This window comes from Roseibium aestuarii, from assembly GCF_008477545.1.
GTDB classification, from domain to species: Bacteria; Pseudomonadota; Alphaproteobacteria; order Rhizobiales; family Stappiaceae; genus Roseibium; species Roseibium aestuarii.
The window spans coordinates 40012-61676 of the sequence record NZ_VORA01000003.1 but is presented as its reverse complement, the minus strand read 5'-3'; the positions used below and the strand labels follow the sequence as shown (position 1 = coordinate 61676).

The 21665-nt window shown below is 64.3% G+C and carries 20 protein-coding genes; 7 read left to right on the top strand and 13 right to left on the bottom strand.

All coding sequences use genetic code 11. The features are described 5' to 3' along the window. Positions 1 to 47 precede the first annotated feature (47 nt). Positions 48 to 368 carry a hypothetical protein gene (locus FR728_RS13135; RefSeq protein WP_188318901.1) on the bottom strand — a complete coding sequence of 107 codons (321 nt, stop codon included), beginning with the start codon at positions 366 to 368 and terminating at the stop codon, positions 48 to 50. Between the two features lie 64 nt (positions 369 to 432). Beyond that, positions 433 to 885: a low molecular weight protein-tyrosine-phosphatase gene (locus tag FR728_RS13130; protein WP_149893183.1), complete on the bottom strand. Its 453-nt coding sequence runs from the start codon at positions 883 to 885 to the stop codon at positions 433 to 435. A 116-nt stretch (positions 886 to 1001) separates the two neighbouring features. On the opposite strand from FR728_RS13130, the gene FR728_RS13125 reads away from it, so the two are divergent. Further along, the gene (locus FR728_RS13125) at positions 1002 to 1316 is read left to right on the top strand and encodes a 4a-hydroxytetrahydrobiopterin dehydratase (protein ID WP_149893182.1); all 315 of its coding nucleotides are present in this window, start codon (positions 1002 to 1004) and stop codon (positions 1314 to 1316) included. On the opposite strand, the gene FR728_RS13120 is transcribed toward FR728_RS13125, so the two are convergent. Further along, on the bottom strand, positions 1313 to 1564 hold the full coding sequence (locus tag FR728_RS13120; RefSeq protein WP_149893181.1) for a sulfurtransferase TusA family protein: 252 nt from the start codon (positions 1562 to 1564) through the stop codon (positions 1313 to 1315). The genes FR728_RS13125 and FR728_RS13120 overlap by 4 nt on opposite strands. A 99-nt stretch (positions 1565 to 1663) precedes the next feature. On the opposite strand from FR728_RS13120, the gene FR728_RS13115 reads away from it, so the two are divergent. From FR728_RS13115 to FR728_RS13100, 4 genes are all read left to right on the top strand, one after another. Beyond that, positions 1664 to 2230 (top strand): DUF924 family protein, encoded by a 567-nt coding sequence (locus FR728_RS13115; RefSeq protein ID WP_149893180.1) that lies wholly within the window; start codon positions 1664 to 1666, stop codon positions 2228 to 2230. Between the two features lie 536 nt (positions 2231 to 2766). Further along, a complete protein-coding gene (locus FR728_RS13110) occupies positions 2767 to 3105 on the top strand; it encodes a P-II family nitrogen regulator (RefSeq protein WP_149893179.1) in 339 nt (112 codons plus the stop codon). A 20-nt stretch (positions 3106 to 3125) separates the two neighbouring features. Continuing rightward, positions 3126 to 4439 (top strand): ammonium transporter, encoded by a 1314-nt coding sequence (locus tag FR728_RS13105; RefSeq protein ID WP_149893178.1) that lies wholly within the window; start codon positions 3126 to 3128, stop codon positions 4437 to 4439. Between the two features lie 292 nt (positions 4440 to 4731). Further along, entirely contained in the window at positions 4732 to 5952 is a 1221-nt protein-coding gene (locus tag FR728_RS13100; RefSeq protein WP_149893177.1) for an ammonium transporter, read from the top strand. 85 nt (positions 5953 to 6037) lie between these two features. Here FR728_RS13100 and FR728_RS13095 read toward each other — a convergent pair whose 3' ends face one another. The 9 genes from FR728_RS13095 to FR728_RS13055 form a co-directional block, all read right to left on the bottom strand. Continuing rightward, positions 6038 to 6925 carry a cation diffusion facilitator family transporter gene (locus FR728_RS13095; RefSeq protein WP_149893176.1) on the bottom strand — a complete coding sequence of 296 codons (888 nt, stop codon included), beginning with the start codon at positions 6923 to 6925 and terminating at the stop codon, positions 6038 to 6040. A gap of 153 nt (positions 6926 to 7078) precedes the next feature. Beyond that, positions 7079 to 7903 (bottom strand): DUF1223 domain-containing protein, encoded by an 825-nt coding sequence (locus tag FR728_RS13090; RefSeq protein ID WP_208998809.1) that lies wholly within the window; start codon positions 7901 to 7903, stop codon positions 7079 to 7081. 127 nt (positions 7904 to 8030) lie between these two features. Continuing rightward, positions 8031 to 8627 (bottom strand): DsbE family thiol:disulfide interchange protein, encoded by a 597-nt coding sequence (locus tag FR728_RS13085; RefSeq protein ID WP_149893175.1) that lies wholly within the window; start codon positions 8625 to 8627, stop codon positions 8031 to 8033. Beyond that, complete coding sequence (ccmD, locus tag FR728_RS13080) at positions 8624 to 8836, bottom strand: heme exporter protein CcmD (protein WP_149893174.1); 213 nt, start codon at positions 8834 to 8836, stop codon at positions 8624 to 8626. Before ccmD ends, FR728_RS13085 begins: the two co-directional genes overlap by 4 nt. 4 nt (positions 8837 to 8840) lie before the next feature. Beyond that, entirely contained in the window at positions 8841 to 9641 is an 801-nt protein-coding gene (locus tag FR728_RS13075; protein WP_149893173.1) for a heme ABC transporter permease, read from the bottom strand. A 102-nt stretch (positions 9642 to 9743) separates the two neighbouring features. Continuing rightward, positions 9744 to 10427, bottom strand: coding sequence for a heme exporter protein CcmB (gene ccmB / locus FR728_RS13070; RefSeq protein ID WP_377176619.1), 684 nt, complete (start codon positions 10425 to 10427; stop codon positions 9744 to 9746). Beyond that, positions 10424 to 11110 carry a heme ABC exporter ATP-binding protein CcmA gene (gene ccmA / locus FR728_RS13065; RefSeq protein ID WP_149893419.1) on the bottom strand — a complete coding sequence of 229 codons (687 nt, stop codon included), beginning with the start codon at positions 11108 to 11110 and terminating at the stop codon, positions 10424 to 10426. The genes ccmB and ccmA overlap by 4 nt, the downstream gene beginning before the upstream one ends. 168 nt (positions 11111 to 11278) lie before the next feature. Then, positions 11279 to 12961 carry a methyl-accepting chemotaxis protein gene (locus FR728_RS13060; protein WP_149893172.1) on the bottom strand — a complete coding sequence of 561 codons (1683 nt, stop codon included), beginning with the start codon at positions 12959 to 12961 and terminating at the stop codon, positions 11279 to 11281. A gap of 320 nt (positions 12962 to 13281) precedes the next feature. After that, positions 13282 to 16074, bottom strand: a complete 2793-nt coding sequence (locus FR728_RS13055; RefSeq protein WP_149893171.1) for a bifunctional aconitate hydratase 2/2-methylisocitrate dehydratase — start codon at positions 16072 to 16074, stop codon at positions 13282 to 13284. Positions 16075 to 16650: 576 nt separating this feature from the next. Here FR728_RS13055 and acnA point away from each other — a divergent pair. Beyond that, the gene (acnA, locus tag FR728_RS13050; RefSeq protein WP_149893170.1) at positions 16651 to 19326 is read left to right on the top strand and encodes an aconitate hydratase AcnA; all 2676 of its coding nucleotides are present in this window, start codon (positions 16651 to 16653) and stop codon (positions 19324 to 19326) included. Between the two features lie 291 nt (positions 19327 to 19617). Continuing rightward, positions 19618 to 20298, top strand: a complete 681-nt coding sequence (locus FR728_RS13045) for a L,D-transpeptidase (protein ID WP_149893169.1) — start codon at positions 19618 to 19620, stop codon at positions 20296 to 20298. Between the two features lie 22 nt (positions 20299 to 20320). Here the strand turns inward: FR728_RS13045 and ftsY are convergent, their stop codons facing one another. Further along, positions 20321 to 21640, bottom strand: coding sequence for a signal recognition particle-docking protein FtsY (gene ftsY, locus FR728_RS13040; protein WP_149893168.1), 1320 nt, complete (start codon positions 21638 to 21640; stop codon positions 20321 to 20323). Positions 21641 to 21665: the final 25 nt, after the last annotated feature.

The following is a 21665-nucleotide window of genomic DNA, read 5'->3' as shown; positions in this document are numbered from 1 at the left end:
TGTGCGGGGGAAATTGCTTTCTCCCGCCAAATGCCCTGCCAGCCCACTCATGGATGTGGAGATCGCCCGGGGGAGTTCAAGAGGGGAACGGACAGCGGCCGGGCGCCTGTCGCGGAGGCCGGGCGCGTGCGCCGCAGGATTCTGCCAAGGCGGACGGGCGAGCGATCTTCAAGCCAGACAAAGAGACTGTTCAGCCGAGGCAGGGCCTTGCGCTGACGGCGGAGCAGCCGGGCGGCGCGACGGTCCGCAGCAATAAGCGTGATGGTGCCAGCCGCCAGAAGCGGCACGCCGGTGGGGATGGGCAGCCACAGGGTGGCAAGCCCCAGAAGGATGAGGGCGAACGCAAGGAACAGCCACAGGAGTTTCAAGACACATCTCTCCGCATGCCACGCCCTTCTGTAGCGGGGGAGGACGACGGATGCGTGACGGTGTTCAGCGGGCGAGGCGGTCCAGAAGGGCGAGACTGCCAGCCTCGATCAGCCGGTAGACCTGCTCGAACCCGTCGGCGCCGTCATAATAGGGGTCCGGCACCGCGCGGTCCGGCGTCTCCAGGAACAGGCGGGGCAGGGTGCCGCCGCTGCGGGCCTGCATGCGCTTCAGATGGGCCAGATTGTCCGGGTCCATGGCCAGGATATGATCGAAGACGTGAAAGTCGTCGTCGGTCACCTGCCGCGCCTTCTGGCGCGAGATGTCGATGCCGTGGCGGGCTGCAACTTCGACAGAGCGCGGATCGGGCGGGTTGCCCACATGCCAGGCCCCGGTGCCGGCGGAGTCCACCCTGAGGGGCCCTCCATGTCCGCTCTTGTCCGCGACGGCCCGGAAGACCCCTTCGGCGAGGGGCGAGCGGCAGATGTTTCCAAGGCAGACGAAAAGGATCGATGTCATCGGGCGCGGGCTTTCTTGACGGATCGGGAACGGACGGCGCGGAGCCGGCGTTGCTGACAGAAGGGTCCAGGTCTGAGCATATGATGCTGGCAGCCCTGCGCAAGGAGACCGATGCCATGACGAAACGTCTGAACCCCGGTGAAGTGGCCATGAAACTGGAGGCCCTCGACGGGTGGACGGTGCATGACAGTCAGGGGGGCTCGATTTCCCGTGGCTTCGAATTCGCGGACTTCAGCCAGGCCTTCGGGTTCATGACCCGGGTGGCGCTTGCAGCTGAAAAGCTCGATCATCACCCCGACTGGAGCAATGTCTACAAGACGGTGAAGATCCGCCTGAGCACCCATGATGCGGGCGGGCTCACGGATCTCGACTTCAAGCTGGCCGGGATCATCGACCGGATCGCCGGCGAAGCGCGTGATCCTCAGGGCTAGCCCTTACGGATGAGGAAACGACCGGCCTCGCCGTCTCGCTCAGAGGCCTCGAGCACGTGGCCGGCCTCATTGCAGAAATGGGGAATGTCGATGAAGGCCATGGGGTCCGTGGTCAGCACTTCGAGGGTTTCACCGCTGGCCAGTTGTCCGATTGCCTTGCGCGTCTTGAGCACGGGCAGCGGGCATTTCAGGCCCTTGAGGTCGAGCTGGGTGGAAGTCGTCACGAATGGTTCCTTCGAAGCTGACATCGAAACGGGACGGGGATCCCTGTCCTTCCTATATATCAGGCGCGAGCGACCTGTCGCGCCCAGCCTTGCCCTGGCAAGCGTTCCTCACCGGGAGATCCCATGACCGTATCCGCCAAGACCGCACCTCTTCCCACCCGTCAGGATGTTCTCGATTTCTGGTGGCAGGCGGGGCCTGCCAAATGGTTTGCCCGCGATGACGCCTTTGATGCCGAGATCCGGGAGCGGTTCCTGGCGCTGATGGAGGCTGCGGCGCGTGGCGACCTGGCGGAATGGGAAGGGACGGCTGATGGCGCACTGGCGTTGCTCATTCTGCTCGATCAATTCCCGCGCAATGTCTACCGGCAGGATGCCCGGGCCTTCGCAACCGATCCCGAGGCCTTGCGCATTGCCCGTCAGTCCGTGGACCGGGGCTTCGACCGGTCGTTCCCGAAGGAAGCGCGCAGCTTCTTCTATCTTCCGTTTGAACATGCGGAGGACATGGCGGCTCAGGAGCGGTCCGTCGACCTGTTCCGCCGTCTGGGGCAGGAGACCACCTATCTCTATGCCCTGATCCACATGGATGTGATCCGCCGCTTCGGGCGCTTCCCCCATCGCAACGCGGTTCTCGGCCGCCAGACCACCGAGGCGGAAGCGGCGTTCCTCGCCGATGGCGGTTTCTCCGCGTGAGGGCGTGCCCTCCGGAGTTTTCGGGCTCCGGCAGCGCCGCGCAAAGATGACAGCTGCCCCAGCGTCGACAAGGGTTTCCAGAGCGTAAACAGGGGGTGTGCACGCCGTGAAAGAGGCGGGTTGCCCCTTTCTGCGTCAGTTTTTCTGCATGGATTTTGACCGCAGGGCGCATTTGGTCTGAGGCGGTGCACATTTTATGATCATTTTTGCGATTTTGCCGCAAAAAGTGGCGTTTCCAGTGGCGCTGGCTTGGTCCGCATCAGTGCGCCTTTCCCTCCTTCGTTGACCTGCAAATGAGCGGAATCCCCGGATTCCGCCAATTTTCGCTGCGCTGCGGCAAGTTGGCACGTTCCTTGAAAAGAAGAGCCCGACGCCGGTTCGGGTCTTCGTCTTTCCCTGTCCAAGGGGGGCGGGGCAGGTCCGAAAGAGGAGGCCCTTCTGAGGGGCTCCGACTGGGACCCGAAAGGGGATCCAAGGAGCCGGCTAAGGCGCCTCTTCACCGGGAAGAGGAAACAGAAAAGGAATGGGAACGAGCAATGAAAATTGTGATGGCCATTATCAAGCCGTTCAAGCTCGATGAAGTGCGTGATGCACTCACCGGCATCGGCATCCAGGGCCTGACTGTGACCGAGGTGAAGGGGTACGGCCGTCAGAAGGGCCATACCGAGATCTATCGCGGGACCGAATATGCAGTCAGCTTCCTGCCGAAGCTGAAGATCGAAGTCGCCGTGTCCGGCGAAGCCGTCGACAAGGTCGTCGAGGTAATCTCCGTGGCCGCCAAGACCGGCCAGATCGGTGACGGCAAGATCTTCGTCTATTCCATCGATCAGGTGGTCCGCATCCGCACCGGCGAAACCGACGCCGAAGCTCTTTGATTCACGCGAGGGAAAACACCATGACCAAACTTGTCGCAAGAAGCGCGGCTACGCTTGGCGCTCTCGGGCTGATGGCAGCTCCGGCGCTGGCGCAGGACTCGGCAGTCCCGGCCGAGACCCAGTACATCTTCAACACCCTTCTCTTCCTCATCGGCGGGTTCCTCGTCATGTGGATGGCTGCCGGCTTCGCCATGCTGGAAGCCGGCCTGGTGCGTTCCAAGAACGTGTCCATGCAGTGCCTGAAGAACATCGCTCTCTATTCCGTTGCCGGCCTGCTGTTCTGGCTTACCGGCTACAGCCTGATGTACACCGGCGTTGACGGCGGCTTCATCGGCTCCTTCGGCCCGTATTCCTTTGACGATGTCGGCGGCAACGCCCTCGACACCGGCTACTCCACGGCGTCTGACTGGTTCTTCCAGATGGTCTTCTGCGCCACCACCGCCTCGATCGTGTCCGGCACCCTGGCCGAGCGCATCAAGCTGTGGCCCTTCATGATCTTCACGATCGTGCTGACCGGCTTCATCTACCCGATCGCCGGGTCCTGGCAGTGGGGCGGCGGCTTCCTGTCCGAAATGGGCTTCTCCGATTTCGCAGGTTCCACGCTGGTTCACTCCGTCGGTGGCTGGGCTGCCCTCTCCGGCGCCCTGATCCTCGGCGCTCGTCGCGGCAAGTATGGCGCTGACGGCTCCGTGCACCCGATGCCGGGTTCCTCCATGCCGCTCGCGACCCTCGGCACGTTCATCCTGTGGCTCGGCTGGTTCGGCTTCAACGGTGCGTCTCAGCTCGCCATGGGCACCATCGGTGACGTGACCGACGTCTCCCGCATCTTCGCCAACACCAACATGGCTGCTGCTGCCGGTGTGGTCGTCGCGATGATCCTGACCCAGGTTCTCTACAAGAAGGTCGACGTGACCATGGCCCTGAACGGCGCACTTGCCGGTCTGGTCTCCATCACTGCCGAGCCGCTGGCTCCGACCGTCCTGCAGTCCGTCATCGTCGGCGGCGTGGGTGCTGCGATCGTGGTCTTCGCCGTGCCGCTGCTCGACAAGCTGAAGATCGACGACGTCGTCGGCGCCATCCCGGTCCACCTGCTGTGCGGCATCTGGGGCACCTTCATCGTTCCGTTCTCCAACGGCGACACCTCCTACGTGACCCAGCTCATCGGCATTGCCTGCTACGGCGTCTTCACCCTGGTTGCTTCCACCATCGTGTGGTTCATCCTGAAGGCCCTGATCGGCATCCGTGTCTCGGAAGAGGAAGAAGCCCTGGGTCTCGACAAGGTCGAGATCGGCGTGGAAGCCTATCCGGAGTTCGGCATCGGCTCCACCCGCTAAGCGGGATCCGAAATCGCGGTCGGTTGGCTCGGACCGCGAACCTGAAGCCCGGGGCAGTGCCCCGGGCTTTTTTTGGTCTGCAAGGCGTTGCGGGATATTGCAACATTATTGGGCAATTGCCGTAAAATGCGGCGCCTCGATTGGCGCGCCTCGCGACAGGTGGCGGACGCCATTTCAAAATCCCATGACTTGATAAGATGATAGGCATGAATGCCCGCTTGGCATGCAACTTGTATTCCTGAGGCCCGAAATCCGCATAGAAAATAAGCGGAGTGCACACAGGGAGTACACGATGACTGATCAAGCCGTGGGCGGAGACGTGTTCTTCGTTCTCATGGGGGCCATTCTGGTCTTCGCCATGCACGGGGGCTTCGCGTTCCTCGAAGTCGGCACCGTCCGGCACAAGAACCAGGTGAATGCCCTGGTGAAGATCCTCGTCGATTTTGCGATCTCGACGGTGGCCTATTTCTTCGTCGGCTACGGCTTTGCCTATGGCACCAGCTTCCTGGTCGATGCGGCAACGCTCACCGGTGGCGGTGTCGGTTTCGAGCTGCAGGGGCTGACCCTGGTCAAGTTCTTCTTCCTCACCACCTTCGCGGCGGCCATTCCAGCGATCATCTCCGGCGGCATCGCCGAGCGCATGAAGTTCCTGCCCCAGTGCCTGGCCACCGCCGCGCTGGTGGGTGTGGGCTATCCGCTGTTCGAAGGCATCGTGTGGAACGGCAACTTCGGCCTTCAGGCCATGCTGACGGAAGCGTTCGGCGCCGGGTTCCATGACTTCGCGGGCTCCGTCGTGGTTCATGCGGTGGGCGGCTGGATCGCGCTGGGGGCCGTGCTGCTGCTCGGCCCGCGTCTGGGCCGCTATGATGCGGACGGACGCATGATGGGCATTCCGCCGTCGTCCATTCCCTGGCTGGCGCTGGGGTCCTGGATGCTCTGCGTGGGCTGGTTCGGCTTCAACGTGATGACGGCCGGATCCCTGCAGGCCGCATCGGGCCTCGTGGCGATCAATTCGCTCATGGCTATGGTCGGCGGGATCCTCTCGGCCCTCGTCGTCGGCCGCAATGACCCGGGCTTCGTTCACAACGGCGCGCTTGCCGGTCTGGTGGCTGTCTGCGCCGGGTCGGACCTGATGCATCCGGTGGGCAGCCTGATCGTTGGTGCGGTGGCCGGTGGCCTCTTCGTCAAGGGTTTCGAGCTGTGCCAGTCGCGGCTCCGCATCGATGACGTGCTCGGCGTCTGGCCGCTGCACGGGCTCTGCGGGCTCTGGGGCGGCGTCGCGGCCGGCATCTTCGGTCAGCAGGCGCTGGGGGGTCTCGGTGGCGTGTCGCTCCCGGCACAGATCATCGGCACGCTGGCCGGTGTCGTCTATGCCTTCGTTCTGGGTGTCGCCGTCTATGGGGTGCTGAAGGTCGCAATCGGGCTGCGCCTGTCGAAGGACGAGGAGCGCCGCGGCGCCGACCTTTCCATTCACAAGATCAGCGCAACGCCTGAATCCGACATCCTGCGCTGAGATCGTTCGCGCAAGTGGTCATGAAAAAACCCTCCGGGATCGCTCCCGGAGGGTTTGTCGTTTCAGCGCGGTGGTGCGCCCCGGTTCACAACACCAGCACGCCCCGATGCTTGGCCTTGTGATCCGGCTCCACGTGGATGGTCACGTGGGCGCCCGGCACCTTGCGGCCGATGGCCTGCTCAATGCGGTCGCAGATCTCGTGGGCGGCATCCACGGTCAGGTCGCCGGGCACGACAAGGTGGAAGTCGATGAAGGTGGTGCGGCCGGAATGCCGGGTGCGCAGGTCGTGGGCCTCAAGCGCCCCGTCGCCATGGTCGCGGATCATGTCGCGGATATGGGCCTGAACGTCCTCGGAAGCGGCTTCATCCATCAGGCCGGAGACGGATTCCTTCATCACCTCCCAGCCGGTCCACAGCACGTTGACGCCGACGAGCCCGGCGAGCACCGTGTCGAGCATCTGCCAGCCGGTCAGGGTGACCAGACCGACGCCAGCCAGAACACCGAGTGAGGTGAAGACGTCGGCCACCAGATGCTTGCCGTCGGCCCTCAGGGCCGGCGAGCGGTGTTTCTTTGCGGCCTTGAGCAGCACCCAGGCCCAAACGCCGTTCAGGGCGGCGGCGGCGGCATTCACCCCGAGGCCCAGGGGCGAATAGGTGACGACCTCGCTGGAGAGATAGCTCTGCCAGGTCGAGTGGAAGATCGAGAGCGACGCCAGAACGATGAGCACGCCGACGAGAACCGCGGCGAAATACTCTGCCTTGTCATGACCATAGGGGTGGTTCTGGTCGGCCGGCTTGGCAGCCATCCACACCGCGAAGAGCGTGGCGAGCGAGGCGGCCACGTTGACGATGGTTTCCAGCGCGTCGGCATAGAGCGCCGTGGAGCCCGTCATCAGGAAGGCGGTGTATTTCAAACCGAGCGAGAGCATCCCGACAACAAGGCTGCCGAGTGCGATTTTCAGCCGAATGGTCATGGAGAGTGTCCGCTATCCGCTAGAAATCCGGCGGGTTGCCCCGCATTTCCTTGCGACACCTACCACGTTTGCGCCCGGACACAAGCGCAGGCGCGGAAATTCCCCGTGGCAAAACCGCCCCGAAGGTGGGCGGATACGCAGGGATGCGGTGCCCTAGCGGGCCGCTGCGAGGTCGATGGTGCGGGCGCCGATGATGCGGCCGGGGCCGTCCTCGGTCTCCAGCTGCACGATCACGGCGCCCCGCGCGAGGCCTGTGTTGCGGATCTCGCTCAGGGGAATGCGGAACACCTGGGCCGAACCGTCCCACATGCCGATGGGCTGCATCTGCCGGGCGACATTCACGTAAGTCACGGTCTCCCCGGAGTTCTCCCCCCGATTGATCGCGACATCGACCCGATCGTCCAGCATGGAGAAATAGACGGTCGCCATGCGCGCTCGATCAGGAAGGGCACCACTGACGTGCACTTCCATGGCCATGTCGGTGACGCTGGTTTCGACCTGGGAGGTGAAGGGCTCCGCGCGCATGATGGCTTCGTCAATGGCCACGGCATTGCTGCCGACCACGTGTTCGCCACCGTTGATCACCATTTGCGGGGTGTAGATGGACCGGTCGCCGCGTTGCTCCGCATAGGCGCGCTGACGGGTGGAGTTCGCGCCGCTGGCCAGCGTGTCCTTCCAGCCGAGATAGTCCCAGTAGTCGACGGGCAGCGACAGGGCCAGCACACCTTCCCGGTCGCTGAGCCTTTGCAGCAGAGTGTCGGCGGGGGGGCAGGAGGAGCAGCCCTGGCTGGTGAAGAGTTCGAGGACGACGGCCGGTTCGGAGGGCAAGGGGGTGGAGAGGGCCGGGGTTTCGGCGGCGACGGCCTGCAGTGCCGACAGCAGCACGCCTGCGATGGCAGCAGAAACGGTTCCGAGCCTTGTGCGACGGCCGACAAAACGTGCGATCGGGGCGAGCCCTTCCTGCGGCATCTGATCCATTCTCCGGTATCCCGTCGTTCCCAGTCCGGGAACACTACCGAGTTTCAATCCTCGCAGCCAATCACGAGCAGGTTATGGCCGTGGGCGAGCCTTGCGCTCATGGGGCGCAGTTCCCGGCAATCGAGGGTCACTCGGCCTGCAATTTCCGGATTTCGGCGAGGAAGCCTTGGTAATTCTCTTCCGTCAAGGGGCCGAACAGCTTGTACCGGATCGTTCCCTTGCGATCGATCAGGAAGGTTTCGGGAACGCCGGTGACGCCCCACTCGATGCCGGCCCGTCCGTCGTCATCCGTGCCGACCCTGTCGAAGGGATTACCGAAGCTGGCGAGGAAGCGCCGGGCGTTCTCGGTGGGGTCCTTGTAGTTGATCGCGGCCATCTGCAGGCCCTCGACCTCGGCCAGACGCTCAAGGAAGGGATGTTCCTGCCGGCAGGGACCGCACCAGGAGGCGAAGACATTGACGGCGGTGACCTGTCCCTCGAAATCCGCGTTTGTCAGACCGGGCACGGGCTGGCCGTTCTCCGTCAGGCCCTCCAGCGCGGGCAGGGCAGTCTGGGGGGCCGGCTTGTCGATCAGCGCCGAGGGGATCACGGAGGGATCCCGGCCCATGGTGAGCTGGACGAGGAACAGGGCCGCCAGGGCCGCGAAGAGAAAGAGCGGCAGAAGCACGAGCACCGGCAGGCGCCGGGACGTGGTCTTTCCGGCCGGCTGGGGCTGATCGGTCATTCCTGGGTATCCGTTGCGGTGGAGGACAGCTTTGCGGCGGCAGGGGCCGTGGCCGGGCCTCGGCGGGTGACGCCCTTGCTGGCGAGATCGTGCAGCGTGCGCTCCAGCTGGCGCCGGTCGAGGACGACCCACGCCACGAGAGCCAGAACGATCAGGGTGCTGATGGCGTAGGACGCCAGAATGAAGCCGGAATAGGGTCCGAGATCCATGGGGTTACTCCGCTGCGCCGGGTGTGCCGGACATCGGGCTGGAAAGGGGAGAGGACGGGGGTGCCATGCGTGCGGCGCGGGAGCCGGCGGCGGCCTTCAGGCGCATGGCGCGGACCCGACGGCGCAGGATCTCGTTGCGCATGGCCTGCAGGTGCAGCACGAAGAACAGCAGCGTGGCGGCGCCCGCCATGACGAAGAGCGGCACCAGCATGGAGGTGTCGATGGTGGGGCCATCCATGCGCATGACGCTGGCGGGCTGGTGCAGGGTGTTCCACCATTCCACCGAGAACTTGATGATCGGCAGGTTGATGGCGCCGACCAGGGTCAGGACGGCGGCGGCCTTCCCTGCGCGGATCGGGTCTTCCATGGTGCGCCACAGGGCGATCAGGCCCAGATACATGATCAGCAGCACGAGCACGGAGGTCATCCGCGCGTCCCACTCCCAGTAGGTGCCCCACATGGGCCGGCCCCAGAGCGAGCCGGTGATGAGGGCAATCAGGGTGAAAGCGGCGCCGATCGGGGCCGCGGCCTTGGCGGACACATCGGCGAGCGGGTGTTTCCAGACCAGGGTGCCGAGGGACGAGATGGCCATGATCGAATAGGTCATCATGCAGAGCCAGGCCGCCGGCACGTGGATGTACATGATCTTCACCGTCTGGCCCTGCTGGTAGTCCTCGGGCGAGACGAAGAAGGTCATGTAGAGGCCGACCGCGAAAGCGGCGAGGCAGGCTGCCGTCAGCCAGGGCAGCACGATCTGCGTCAGGCGCAGGAATCTCGTCGGGTTAGCGTAATCCAGTATGGCCATATGACTTCAACCTAGAGCGTTCCGGTCTGGCAGGCAAAGAGCCTGATGACGGCGTCAGGGCATTGCGCTGGATCAATCCGCGGCCCTACCCCGGGCCTCACCTTAATCGGAAGAGAAGCGCAAGGCCATTGCGGAGGCAACGGGACCGATGACCGCAGCCAGAAGGCTGAGGGCGCAGAGAATGGCAAAGGGCGCCCGGAAGGGCGTGCCGACCACAAGAGCGGCATTGGCGGCGCTGACACCGAAGATCAGCACCGGGATCGCCAGCGGCACGACAAGGACGGCCAGCAGCAGTCCGCCCCGGCGCAGGGACACGGTGAGAGCCGCGCCGATGGCGCCAATGAGCGTGAGCGCCGGCGTTCCCACCAGAAGCGTCAGGGTGACTGCGCCCATGGCGAGCGGCTGCAGGTTCAGGAAGATGCCCAGAACCGGCGCGGCGACGACCAGGGGCAGCCCGGTCGCCAGCCAGTGGGCCAGGCACTTGGTGAGGACCACCAGTTCCAGCGGCCGTCCCGCCATCAGCATCAGGTCAAGGGTGCCGTCGTCCCGGTCAGCCTGGAACAGTCGGTCGAGCCCAAGCAGGGTGGCGAGAAGGGCTCCGATCCACAGAATTGCCGGACCGATGCGGGCCAGAAGGTTCATGTCCGGGCCGAGGCCGAAGGGGATGACCGTGACGACAGCGAGGAAGAAGAGGACTCCCACCTGCGCGCCGCCGCCGACGCGCATGGAAAGGCGCAGCTCCCGGCGCAGCAGGGTCATGGCCCAGGGGAGGGGGCGTTCGCTCATCCGTAGATCTCCTCCAGACTGTCCGGCTCGCCGTCGGCGGAGGGCATGTCTGCGGGATCGGCGGCTTCCAGATGCAGCGTGCGGGAGGGCCTGAGGGCCAGGGGCGTGTGGGTTGCTGTCAGGATCATTCCGCCATGGGTCAGATGGTCCTGCATGAGCGTAAGGAGCAGCGCCTCGGACGCCGTGTCGAGGGCCGAGGTCGGCTCATCCATGAGCCAGATCGGGCGCGGGCAGACGAAGAGCCGGGCCAGCGCCAGCCGCCGGGTCTGGCCGGCCGACAGATAGGCCGCGGGCAGCCGCGCCGTGTGGCCGATGCCCAGCATCTCGAGGGCGGCATCGGTTGCCACCGGAAATCCCGAAAAGGCCTGCGGCCGTGCGGGCTGAAGGAAGTCGCGCCAGAACTCCAGGTTCTCGAGGGCGGTCAGGGCCGGTTTCACCGCGCTCTGGTGGCCGAAATAATGGGCGTGTTCGGCCGGGGAGCGCTCGGTCTCTCCGCCCTGAAGCCGCAGCGTCCCTTCGGTTGGCGGGACGAGCCCGGCCAGCGTGCGCAGCAGCGATGACTTGCCGATGCCGTTCTGACCGGTGACGATCAGCGCATGTCCTGCGTCCAGATCGAAGGACAGCCCGGAAAAGACCCGGCGTCCGCCCCGGTCAATGGCAATGTTTTCGGCAAGGAGTTTCAGCATAAGCGGCTCCCCGGTACACCCGAGCGCCAATCGGGGGAGCCTTCCGGATATGTGACAATGCCCGGAGCCTGCCGCAGGCTTGCGGCAGATCCGGGCATCTCGTGCGGGGCTTGACCCAGTTTCGCGTCGACTGTCATCCGGCTCAGCTGCTTGCGAGCCGCCGGATCAGGCGGCCCGTATGGTGGACAGGAACTTCTGCAGTTCCGCTTGCAGGATTTCCGACTGCTTTGCAAGATCTCCGGAGGCATCGAGCACCTGGTTGGCGGTGCGGCTGGAGTTGCCGGCCGCGTCGGTGACCAGTTCGATGGCGTTGGTTACCTCGGCGGTTCCCGAAGCAGCCTGCTGCACGTTGCGCGCGATTTCCTGCGTTGCAGCGGCCTGTTCCTCGACCGCAGCGGCGACAGCCGAAGAGATCTCGTTCACCCGCCCAATCGTTTCCGCAACACCGTTGATCGCCGAGGCGGTGTCCGTGGTGGAGTTCTGGATCTCGTTAATCTGATTGGCAATTTCCGTCGTGGCCTTGGCAGTCTGATCCGCAAGCTGCTTCACTTCGGCGGCCACCACCGCAAAGCCCTTGCCGGCCTCACCGGCGCGAGCCGCCTCGATGGTCGCGTTGAGGGCGAGCAGGTTGGTCTGACCGGCGATGCCGTTGATCAGTTCGACGATATCGCCGATCTTCTGCGCCGCATTGGACAGGCCTTCGACCTTGCCGGCGGCCGCATCCGCGTCGCGGGCGGCAGCCTGCGACATCTTGCTCGAGTTTTCGACCTGCGACGAGATTTCCTGAACAGACGCGGTCAGCTCCTCGGTCGCTGCCGCGACGGTTTCCACGTTCGAAGAGGCTTCTTCCGAGGCCGTTGATACTGTCGCGGATTGGGACGAGGTGGCGCTGGCATTGGCATACATTTCGCGGGCGAAAGTCTCTAGCCGGGACGCCGCCTGGGACACGGAGCGGACGATGCTGCCGACCGAGTTTTCGAAGTCATCGGCCATGCGGACGAGCATCTGGCGGTTCTGTCCTTCGGCAAGAGCCTTCTGCGCTTCGTGCTCCACCGCGATCCGGTGGCTGCGTTCGGATTGTTCCTTGAAGAAGATCGCGGCCTTGGCCAGATCGCCAATCTCGTCGCGCCGGTCGGCGCCCACGATTTCGACTTGCTCTTCTCCCTCAGCAAGACGCTTCAGGGTGGCGACGATGCGGTGGATCGGGCGGGAAATGCCGTAGGTCGCGATGAAGATCGCCAGCAGCGTGCCGACGAGGATCGCGGCCACAGCGGTGATGACGATACTGGTGGCTGCGGCTTCGGACGCCTCGAAGGAGGAGATGCGTTCGGCCGCCATCGCCTCGCCGGAATAGGTGCTGTAGACCTTGACCTTGGCGGTCACGTCCTTCTGGCCCTCCAGAGCGGTTGCGAGGGCTGCCTTGATGGTCACCGCGTCATCCGGGTTTTGCTGCGCGGTCGCGATCATGGTGTCGATGGTCGCGAAGTAGCCGTTCAAGGCAGTGCGGACTTCCTGCAGTTGCGCTTTTTCGGTCTGGTCGGCGACGGCTTCGAGCTTCGGCAGACGATCAAGCATTTCCTGAGCGCGGCGCTGCTTCTGCTCCACATAGGAAGCTGCTTCCTGCGGCTCCAGGGCCAACTGGTAGGTCATGCGCGAAATGGCAACAATGTCGATGCGAAGGTCCATCGCCTCGCGGGCGGCCTCTTCGGTCTGGCCGACAGCGTGGAAGGACGAGGAAAGCTTCGAGAGTTCGGTATAGGACACGGTGGCGATGCCAGCGGCGGAGAGCCCAAGCAGTGCGACGACGCAGAGCATCTTGTGCACGATTGGCAGATTTTTGAGGACCATCAGTAGCTCCTGGCAACCCGTGAGGATGGGACTGTGATGCACAGGGGTGCGCCGGTGGGGGAAGGGCCGGTCTTGTGAGGATGGAGTTGCCGATGCGTATTTTTACGGCCGAAACCTTAAGGGCATGTTTAAGAAAGTGCCTCAAGGGCAGGTTGAAGACGCCTGCGCGAGGCGCTTTGGGTCAGCCTCCGGATTGCCGGCCGCCGTGCTGATCCGGATAGACCAAGGGCCAGAACATCCGACGACGTTCCGGCCCCTGGCGGTCTGAAATGGCATGTACCCTGCGGAACGACAGTCATTCCGCAGGGGAGCCGCTGGTCTTAGAAGTGGACCGAGCGGGAGGTTGCCGGAACCTGCAGCGGCGGCGCGAACTTGGTCAGATCGATGCCTTCGACAGCTTCCTTGTATTCCTCGACGGTCGGGGTGCGGCCCAGGATCGCGGAGAGAACCACGACCGGGGTCGAGGCCAGCAGGGATTCACCCTTCTTGGTCGCGCTGTCGGCCACGACGCGGCCCTGGAACAGGCGGGTCGAGGTGGCGAGAACCGTGTCACCCTTTGCAGCCTTTTCCTGGTTGCCCATGCAGAGGTTGCAGCCCGGGCGCTCGAGATAGAGGATGTTCTCATACTCGGTGCGGGCGGCAGTCTTCGGCGCAGCGTCGTCGAACTCGAAGCCGGAGTACTTTTCCAGGGTCTCCCAGTCGCCTTCGGCCTTCAGCTCGTCGATGATGTTGTAGGTCGGGGCCGCGACCACGAGCGGAGCCTTGAACTCCACCTTGCCCTTGGCCTTTTCCAGGTTGCGCAGCATCTGGGCAACGATCTTGATGTCGCCCTTGTGCACCATGCAGGAGCCGACGAAGCCGAGGTCGACCTTCTTCTCGCCGCCATAGTAGGACACCGGACGGATGGTGTCGTGGGTGTAGCGCTTGGAGACGTCGGCGTTGTTGACGTCCGGATCGGCGATCATCGGCTCGTCGATCTGGTCGAGGTCCACCACCACTTCGGCGAAGTACTTGGCGTCCGCATCCGGGGTCAGCGCCGGCTTCTCGCCGGAGCGGATCTCGGCGATGCGCTTGTCGGCCTTGGCGATCAGGCCCTTCAGGACCTGGGCGTCATTGTCCATGCCCTTGTCGATCATCACCTGGATACGGGACTTGGCCAGCTCGAGGGAGCCGATCAGGGTCTCGTCGTTGGAGATGCAGATGGAGGCCTTGGCCTTCATTTCCGCGGTCCAGTCGGTGAAGGTGAAGGCCTGGTCGGCCAGCAGGGTGCCGATGTGCACTTCGATGACGCGGCCCTGGAAGACGTTGTCGCCATGCTGCTTCAGCATCTGGGCCTGGGTGGCGTGCACCACGTCACGGAAGTCCATGTAGTCCTTCATGGCGCCCTTGAAGGTCACCTTGACGGATTCCGGGATCGGCATGGTGGCTTCGCCGGTGGCCAGAGCCAGAGCCACGGTGCCGCTGTCTGCGCCGAAGGCAACGCCCTTGGACATGCGGGTGTGGCTGTCGCCGCCGATGATGATGTCCCAGTCGTCCACGGTCAGGTCGTTCAGGACCTTGTGGATCACGTCCGTCATGGAGTGATAGGCGCCCTTGGGGTCACGGCCGGTGATCAGGCCGAACTTGTGCATGAAGGCCATCAGCTTCGGCGTGTTGGCCTGCGCCTTCAGGTCCCACACGGAGGCGGTGTGACAGCCGGACTGATAGGCACCGTCCACCAGCGGGGAGATGACGGTGGCCGCCATGGCTTCCAGTTCCTGGGCGGTCATGAGACCGGTGGTGTCCTGGGAGCCGACGATGTTCACGCGGACGCGCACGTCGGAACCGGCATGGAGAACCTTGCCCGGGGTGTTGCCGACGGCATTGGCGTTGAAGATCTTCTCCACGGCGGTCATGCCCTGACCTTCATGGGAGATTTCCTTGGACGGTGCGAAGACCAGCGGGGCTTCCACGCCCAAGGTTTCGGCGGCGAGGGTCTGCAGCTTCTTGCCGAAGACCACGGCATAGGAGCCGCCGGCCTTCATGAACTCGACCTTCTGCGGGGTGAAGGACGACTTCAGGTCGGCCAGTTCCTCGGCGCCGTCTTCGCTGTAGAGCTTCTTGGATTTGGTGTTGATCTTCAGCACGGTGCCGGTGGCGACGGAGTATTTCTGCTCCAGAACCGGGTTGCCGTCATTGTTGAGGATCGGGTTGCCGTCGGCGTCCAGCTTCTTCACCCAGTTCTTCAGGTCGACACCGATGCCGCCGGTCACGCCGACGGTGGTGAGGAAGATCGGGGAGATGCCGTTGGTGCCGGCCACGACCGGAGCGTAGTTCACAAAAGGCACATAGGGAGAGGCCTGCTTGCCGGTCCACAGGGCCACGTTGTTCACGCCGGACATGCGGGAGGAACCCACGCCCATGGTGCCCTTTTCGGCGATGAGCATGACGCGCTTGCCCGGATGCTGCAGCTTGAGCGCTTCGATTTCCTTCTGGGCTTCTTCGGAAATCATGCACTTGCCGTGCAGCTCGCGGTCGGAGCGGGAGTGTGCCTGGTTGCCCGGGGACAGAAGGTCGGTGGAGATATCGCCTTCTGCGGCGATGTAGGTCACCACTTCGATCTCTTCGTCCACGTCCGGCAGCTTGGTGAAGAACTCGGCCTTCGCGTAGCTTTCCAGAATGTCGCGGGCGATCGGGTTGCCGGCTTCGAAGGCGGCCTTCAGGCGGTCGGTGTCGGCGGCATAGAGGAAGACCTGGGTCTTCAGAACGTCGGCGGCATCCTTGGCGATGTCGGCATCGTCACCCAGCGCCAGATCGAGCAGCACCTCGATGGACGGGCCGCCCTTCATGTGGGACAGCAGCTCGAAGGCAAAGGCCGGGGTAATTTCGGCGACGGTGGCCTGGCCGAGGATGATTTCCTTGAGGAACTTCGCCTTCACGCCGGCCGCACTCGTGGTGCCGGGCAGGGTGTTGTAGATGAAGTACTTGAGCGAATCCGCGCGGTGCTCGTTGCCGGCATCCTTGATCTGCTCGACGATTTCGGCAAGCAGCGCGCCGTCATCGATGGGCTTGGGATGCAGGCCCTGGGTCTTGCGCGTCTCGATTTCCTTGAGGTAGTCGGAATACAGGCTCATGATGGTCGCGGCGTCCTTCTGATGGTGGAAGCTTACGCCGGATCGTCTCTCTCGCGAGCCGGGACAAGCTTGCTTGGCGCGGTCATAATATAGTATACATATGTATGCAACACGTTTCCGCGCGATTGACGGCGCGATGGACCAGATTTTCGTTTCCCGGCCCTGCGCGCTGTCGCACTCGGGTTGCCACTGTGCCCTAGATTGGAAAACAGAAAGTGTTCAGGCGGCACTTTCACGCCTCATGACGTGCCTCAGGACGGGTCCCGCGACTGCCAGTCCGGATCGGGCCCACGGGGCAGCGCATCTGTCTCGTGACCGGATCATTCAGGGAACGAATTCCCGCACAAGGACTTGAAATCACGAAGGGCAGGGCAAAAGTCTCGGGCAGTGACCGCGTGTGGCGTGAAAGCGATCACGGGTCAGCGGCCCTGGCGCGCCAAGATGCTGCGCCGAGGCGGCGTGACCGAAAGCCTGTCGAGATTTCACCGGAGGCCGGTTCCGACCTCCGCGCAAGACCAGTCCGCATCCGGGGGACGCGACCCAACGGCGTGCGGCATGTGAAGGAGAGCACCTGACGTGACCCAGTCCCTTGACAGTTTCAAGTCGAAGAAGACCCTCAAGGTCGGTGACAAGACCTACACCTATTTCTCCATTCCCGACGCCGAGAAGAACGGGCTCGAAGGTGTGTCGCGCCTGCCGTTCTCGCTGAAGGTGGTGCTGGAGAACCTGTTGCGTTTCGAGGACGGGCGCACGGTGACCGCCGATGACATCCGCGCCGTGGCCAAGTGGCTCGGCTCCCGCACGTCCGATCACGAGATTTCCTATCGTCCGGCCCGCGTGCTGATGCAGGATTTCACCGGCGTTCCGGCGGTGGTGGATCTGGCGGCCATGCGCGATGCGGCCGTCAAGCTCGGCGGCGATCCGAAGAAGGTCAACCCGCTGGTGCCGGTGGACCTGGTGATCGACCACTCGGTGATGATCGACTATTTCGGCACCAAGGACGCCTTCCGGCGCAATGTGGAGCTGGAATATGAACGTAACGGCGAGCGCTACGAGTTCCTGCGCTGGGGCCAGTCGGCCTTCGACAACTTCCGCGCCGTGCCGCCGGGAACCGGCATCTGCCATCAGGTGAACCTGGAATATCTGGCCCAGACCGTCTGGACCCGGGACGAAGGCGGCGAGACCATCGCCTATCCCGACACGCTGGTCGGCACGGACAGCCACACCACCATGGTCAACGGTCTTGCCGTGCTGGGCTGGGGTGTGGGCGGCATCGAGGCGGAAGCGGCCATGCTCGGCCAGCCCATCTCCATGCTCATTCCGGAGGTCATCGGCTTCAAGCTGACCGGCAAGCTGAACGAGGGCATCACCGCCACCGACCTGGTGCTGCGCGTCGTGGAGATGCTGCGCAAGAAGGGCGTGGTCGGCAAGTTCGTCGAGTTCTACGGCCCTGGCCTCGACAACCTGTCGCTCGAGGATGCGGCAACCATCGCCAACATGGCGCCGGAATATGGCGCGACCTGCGGCTTCTTCCCTGTCGACAGCGACACGCTGAAATATCTGAAGGCGACCGGCCGCGATGCGGACCGGGTGGCGCTGGTCGAGGCCTATGCCAAGGCGCAGGGCATGTTCCGCTCTGGCGCCGAAGAGCCGGTCTTCACCGACACGCTGGAACTGGACATTTCTACGGTCGTGCCCTCCGTCTCGGGCCCGAAGCGTCCGCAGGACCGTATCGATCTCTCCGGTGCCGCGGCCGGTTTCGCCAAGACCATGGAAACCGAATTCAAGAAGGCCACCGAGCTTTCCAAGCGGGTGCCGGTGGAGGGCAAGTCCCACGACATCGGCAATGGCGATGTGGTGATCGCCGCCATCACCTCCTGCACCAACACCTCCAATCCCTCCGTGCTGATCGGCGCCGGGCTTCTGGCCCGCAATGCCCTGAAGAAGGGCCTGACCGTCAAGCCCTGGGTGAAGACCTCGCTGGCGCCGGGCTCTCAGGTGGTGACCGACTATCTGGAAAAGGCAGGCGTCCAAAGCGATCTGGATGCGTTGGGCTTCACGCTCGCCGGATATGGCTGCACAACCTGCATCGGCAATTCCGGTCCGCTCGATCCGGCGATTTCCAGGGCGGTGAATGACCATGATCTGGTGGTCTGCTCCGTGCTCTCCGGCAACCGCAACTTCGAGGGCCGGGTGAACCCGGATGTGCGGGCGAATTACCTCGCCTCGCCGCCGCTGGTCGTCGCCTATGCCATCGCCGGCAGCCTCAACATCAACGTGGCCGAAGATCCGCTCGGTCAGGACCCGGACGGAAACCCGGTCTATCTCCGGGATATCTGGCCGACCACGGCCGAGATCACCGATCTGATCCGCTCCTCCATCACCGAGGAGATGTTCCGCGAGCGCTATGGCGACGTGTTCAAGGGCGATGAACACTGGCAGGCGATCAAGGTCGAGGGCGGCATGACCTACAAGTGGCCGTCCGCCTCCACCTATGTGGCGAATCCGCCCTATTTCGAAGACATGACTATGGAGCCCAAGCCCCTGACGGACATCCAGAATGCCGCCGTTATGGGTCTGTTCCTCGACAGCATCACCACTGACCACATTTCGCCCGCCGGCAACATCAAGGCCAACAGCCCGGCCGGGGAATATCTCTCCCAGCATCAGGTGGCCGTGAAGGACTTCAACTCCTATGGCGCGCGGCGCGGCAACCACGAGGTCATGATGCGCGGCACCTTTGCCAACATCCGCATCAAGAACCAGATGGTGCCCGGGGTCGAGGGCGGCGTTACCCTGAAGGATGGCGCCCAGAAGTGGATCTATGACGCCTGCATGGAGTATCAGGCGGAAGGCACGCCGCTGGTCGTCTTCGCGGGCAAGGAATATGGCACCGGCTCGTCCCGTGACTGGGCAGCCAAGGGCACGAAGCTGCTCGGCGTGCGGGCGGTCATCGCCCAGTCCTTCGAGCGCATCCACCGCTCCAACCTGGTGGGCATGGGCGTCATTCCGCTGGTCTTCAAGGACGGCGAGAGCTGGCAGTCCCACGGCATCACCGGCAAGGAGCGGGTGACCATCAAGGGCATCGCCGACATCACCCCGCGCCAGATGATGGACGTGGAAGTGACCTACGCGGACGGCACGACGAAGGTGATCGAGTGCCAGTGCCGCGTCGATACGCTGGACGAGCTGGAATACATCAAGGCCGGCGGCATCCTGCACTACGTTCTGCGGAACCTGGTGACCGGGTGAGGCGGTTGTCCTTTTCCACCTGATGAAGCGGGCCCTGCGGGGCCCGTTTCTGTCTCTGCTGTCAGCATCACGCCTCCGTGTTCGTCATCCCGTGACGCTTCGACACACGCGGCGCCCAGGTTTGCCGAGACGCATCGGCATGAGGGAGGAGAGAGGGAGTGTGGCGGCCTTCACTGCTGCGGGCTTGCTCGCGTTGCCCGGCTCGCAACCTCGCTTCCACCCCCCGTCAGCCCCGCGCAATCTTTGCGGGGCAGTGTCGCGCGGATGCCATGCAGACGAAGGGGGCTCCTGATGAGTGTGACGCTGACCCGACGCCGTTTCTTGACCGGGCTGATGGCCGGGGCGGGTGCGGGGCTGGCCGGGTGCCAGCCGTCTGCGCGCGGGGTCTACGGTGCACCGCAGCCTGCCTATCTGGTCGAGGAGGTTCCCGACTACGGCGCGATCTACGGTGCCAGGCTCGACGGCGGCTATTCCCTGCCGCCGGTCGATTATCTCGACTTCGATCCGACCCTCTGGCGCCAGCGGGTGCATTATCCGGTCGGTCCTGCACCGGGGACCGTGGTGGTCGATCCGGCCGCCAAGTTCCTCTACGTGGTCGAGCCGGGCGGACGGGCGGTGCGCTATGGCATCAGCGTCGGGCGGGCAGGCTACAGCTGGCAGGGCGAGGCGGTGGTCGGCGCGAAGCAGGTCTGGCCGAAGTGGTTCCCGCCGGCGGAAATGATTGCCCGTGATCCGGATCTGGAGATTTTTCGCAAGGGTCAGGAGGGCGGGCCGACCAATCCGCTGGGGGCGCGTGCGCTCTATCTCTGGCAGGGAGGGCGCGACACGCTCTACAGGATCCACGGCACGAACCAGCCGAAGAGCATCGGCTGGGATGCGTCCTCGGGCTGCATCCGGCTTTGGCAGCAGGACATCATCGACCTCTATGACCGGGTGCCGATGGGCGCGCGGGTGATCGTGCTGAGTGCCTGAACCGGTGCCTGCCGGGGCCTTTTTACGCCTGTCCGGCGATGGCGGTGGCGAAATCCCGGGCCTTGAAGGGCTCCAGATCCTCGACCCCTTCGCCGATGCCGATGAAATGGACCGGCAGCTTGTGCTTGGCGGCGATGGCGACAAGGATGCCGCCCCGGGCGGTGCCGTCCAGCTTGGTCATGACCAGACCGGTGACACCGGCCACCCGGCCGAAGATTTCCACCTGGCTCAGGGCATTCTGGCCGGTGGTGGCGTCCAGGGTCAGGATCACGTCGTGCGGGGCTTCCGGGTCGTGCTTCTTGATCACGCGGATGACCTTTTCGAGCTCGTCCATGAGCTCGGCCTTGTTCTGCAGGCGGCCGGCCGTGTCGATGAGGAGAACGTCGACATTCTTGTCCTTCGCCTCCTTCATGGCGTCGAAGGCGAGGCCTGCCGCATCGGCGCCGGTGGCGCGGGCGATGACTTCAGCCCCCGTGCGGCTGCCCCAGATCTTGAGCTGCTCCACGGCGGCGGCGCGGAACGTGTCGCCCGCGGCCAGCATCACGGTCTTGCCCTCGCGGGCGAGCTTCTGGGAGAGCTTGCCGATGGTGGTGGTCTTGCCGGTGCCGTTGACTCCGACCATCAGCACCACATGGGGCTTCTTGCCCCGGTTCAGGTCCAGCGGCAAGGCGACGGGCTCAAGCACCTTCTCCACCTCGTCGGCGAGAATGGCGCGGACTTCCTCCGGCGCGATTTCCTTGTCGTAGCGACCGGACGCAAGGCGTTCGGTGATGGCCATGGCCGTGTCGACGCCCAGATCCGCCTGGATCAGAACGTCTTCCAGATCCTCCAGCATGGAGGCGTCCAGCTTGCGCTTGGTGAAGATGGACGAGATGCCCTCGGTGAGGGCGGAGGACGAGCGGGACAGGCCGGCGCGCAGACGCTGGAACCAGCTCTGCTTCTGGGCTTCCGGCTGGGCGGGCGCAACTGGCGCAGGGGCCAGCTGAGCGGAGGCCTCGGGGGTCGGTTCCGTGGGGGCCGGTTCTTCGGGGGCGCTTTCGGGCAGGATGGCGGGGGCGCTCTCCGGCTGCGCCGCAACTGCCGTGTCCGTTTCAGCTTCGGCTTCAACCTCGACCTGAGGTTCAGGCTCGGCAACAGGCTGGGGCTCGGCGGCCTCTGCAATCGGGGCAACGGCTTCCGGCACCGTGTCCGCTTCCGGCGTCAGGGCCTCGGCATCTGCATCAGGCTCGACGGCGGACGCGGTGTCCTCGGCCACTTCCTGAGGGCGGACGGCAGCCTCTTCCGGTGTCTCGTCCTTCGCCCCGAAGAGACGTCCGAAAAATCCGCGCTTCTTGTCGCTCATGAAAAAGGCCTTGAACTGTCAGTCG

Excerpts from the sequence above, each read along its gene's own strand:
- FR728_RS13130 (WP_149893183.1), bottom strand. The coding sequence starts at position 885 with ATGACATCGATCCTTTTCGTCTGCCTTGGAAACATCTGCCGCTCGCCC.
- FR728_RS13125 (WP_149893182.1), top strand. The coding sequence starts at position 1,002 with ATGACGAAACGTCTGAACCCCGGTGAAGTGGCCATGAAACTGGAGGCC.
- FR728_RS13120 (WP_149893181.1), bottom strand. The coding sequence starts at position 1,564 with ATGTCAGCTTCGAAGGAACCATTCGTGACGACTTCCACCCAGCTCGAC.
- FR728_RS13115 (WP_149893180.1), top strand. The coding sequence starts at position 1,664 with ATGACCGTATCCGCCAAGACCGCACCTCTTCCCACCCGTCAGGATGTT.
- FR728_RS13110 (WP_149893179.1), top strand. The coding sequence starts at position 2,767 with ATGAAAATTGTGATGGCCATTATCAAGCCGTTCAAGCTCGATGAAGTG.
- FR728_RS13105 (WP_149893178.1), top strand. The coding sequence starts at position 3,126 with ATGACCAAACTTGTCGCAAGAAGCGCGGCTACGCTTGGCGCTCTCGGG.
- FR728_RS13100 (WP_149893177.1), top strand. The coding sequence starts at position 4,732 with ATGACTGATCAAGCCGTGGGCGGAGACGTGTTCTTCGTTCTCATGGGG.
- FR728_RS13095 (WP_149893176.1), bottom strand. The coding sequence starts at position 6,925 with ATGACCATTCGGCTGAAAATCGCACTCGGCAGCCTTGTTGTCGGGATG.
- FR728_RS13090 (WP_208998809.1), bottom strand. The coding sequence starts at position 7,903 with ATGGATCAGATGCCGCAGGAAGGGCTCGCCCCGATCGCACGTTTTGTC.
- FR728_RS13085 (WP_149893175.1), bottom strand. The coding sequence starts at position 8,627 with ATGACCGATCAGCCCCAGCCGGCCGGAAAGACCACGTCCCGGCGCCTG.
- ccmD (WP_149893174.1), bottom strand. The coding sequence starts at position 8,836 with ATGGATCTCGGACCCTATTCCGGCTTCATTCTGGCGTCCTACGCCATC.
- FR728_RS13075 (WP_149893173.1), bottom strand. The coding sequence starts at position 9,641 with ATGGCCATACTGGATTACGCTAACCCGACGAGATTCCTGCGCCTGACG.
- ccmB (WP_377176619.1), bottom strand. The coding sequence starts at position 10,427 with ATGAGCGAACGCCCCCTCCCCTGGGCCATGACCCTGCTGCGCCGGGAG.
- FR728_RS13060 (WP_149893172.1), bottom strand. The coding sequence starts at position 12,961 with ATGGTCCTCAAAAATCTGCCAATCGTGCACAAGATGCTCTGCGTCGTC.
- FR728_RS13055 (WP_149893171.1), bottom strand. The coding sequence starts at position 16,074 with ATGAGCCTGTATTCCGACTACCTCAAGGAAATCGAGACGCGCAAGACC.
- FR728_RS13045 (WP_149893169.1), top strand. The coding sequence starts at position 19,618 with ATGAGTGTGACGCTGACCCGACGCCGTTTCTTGACCGGGCTGATGGCC.
- ftsY (WP_149893168.1), bottom strand. The coding sequence starts at position 21,640 with ATGAGCGACAAGAAGCGCGGATTTTTCGGACGTCTCTTCGGGGCGAAG.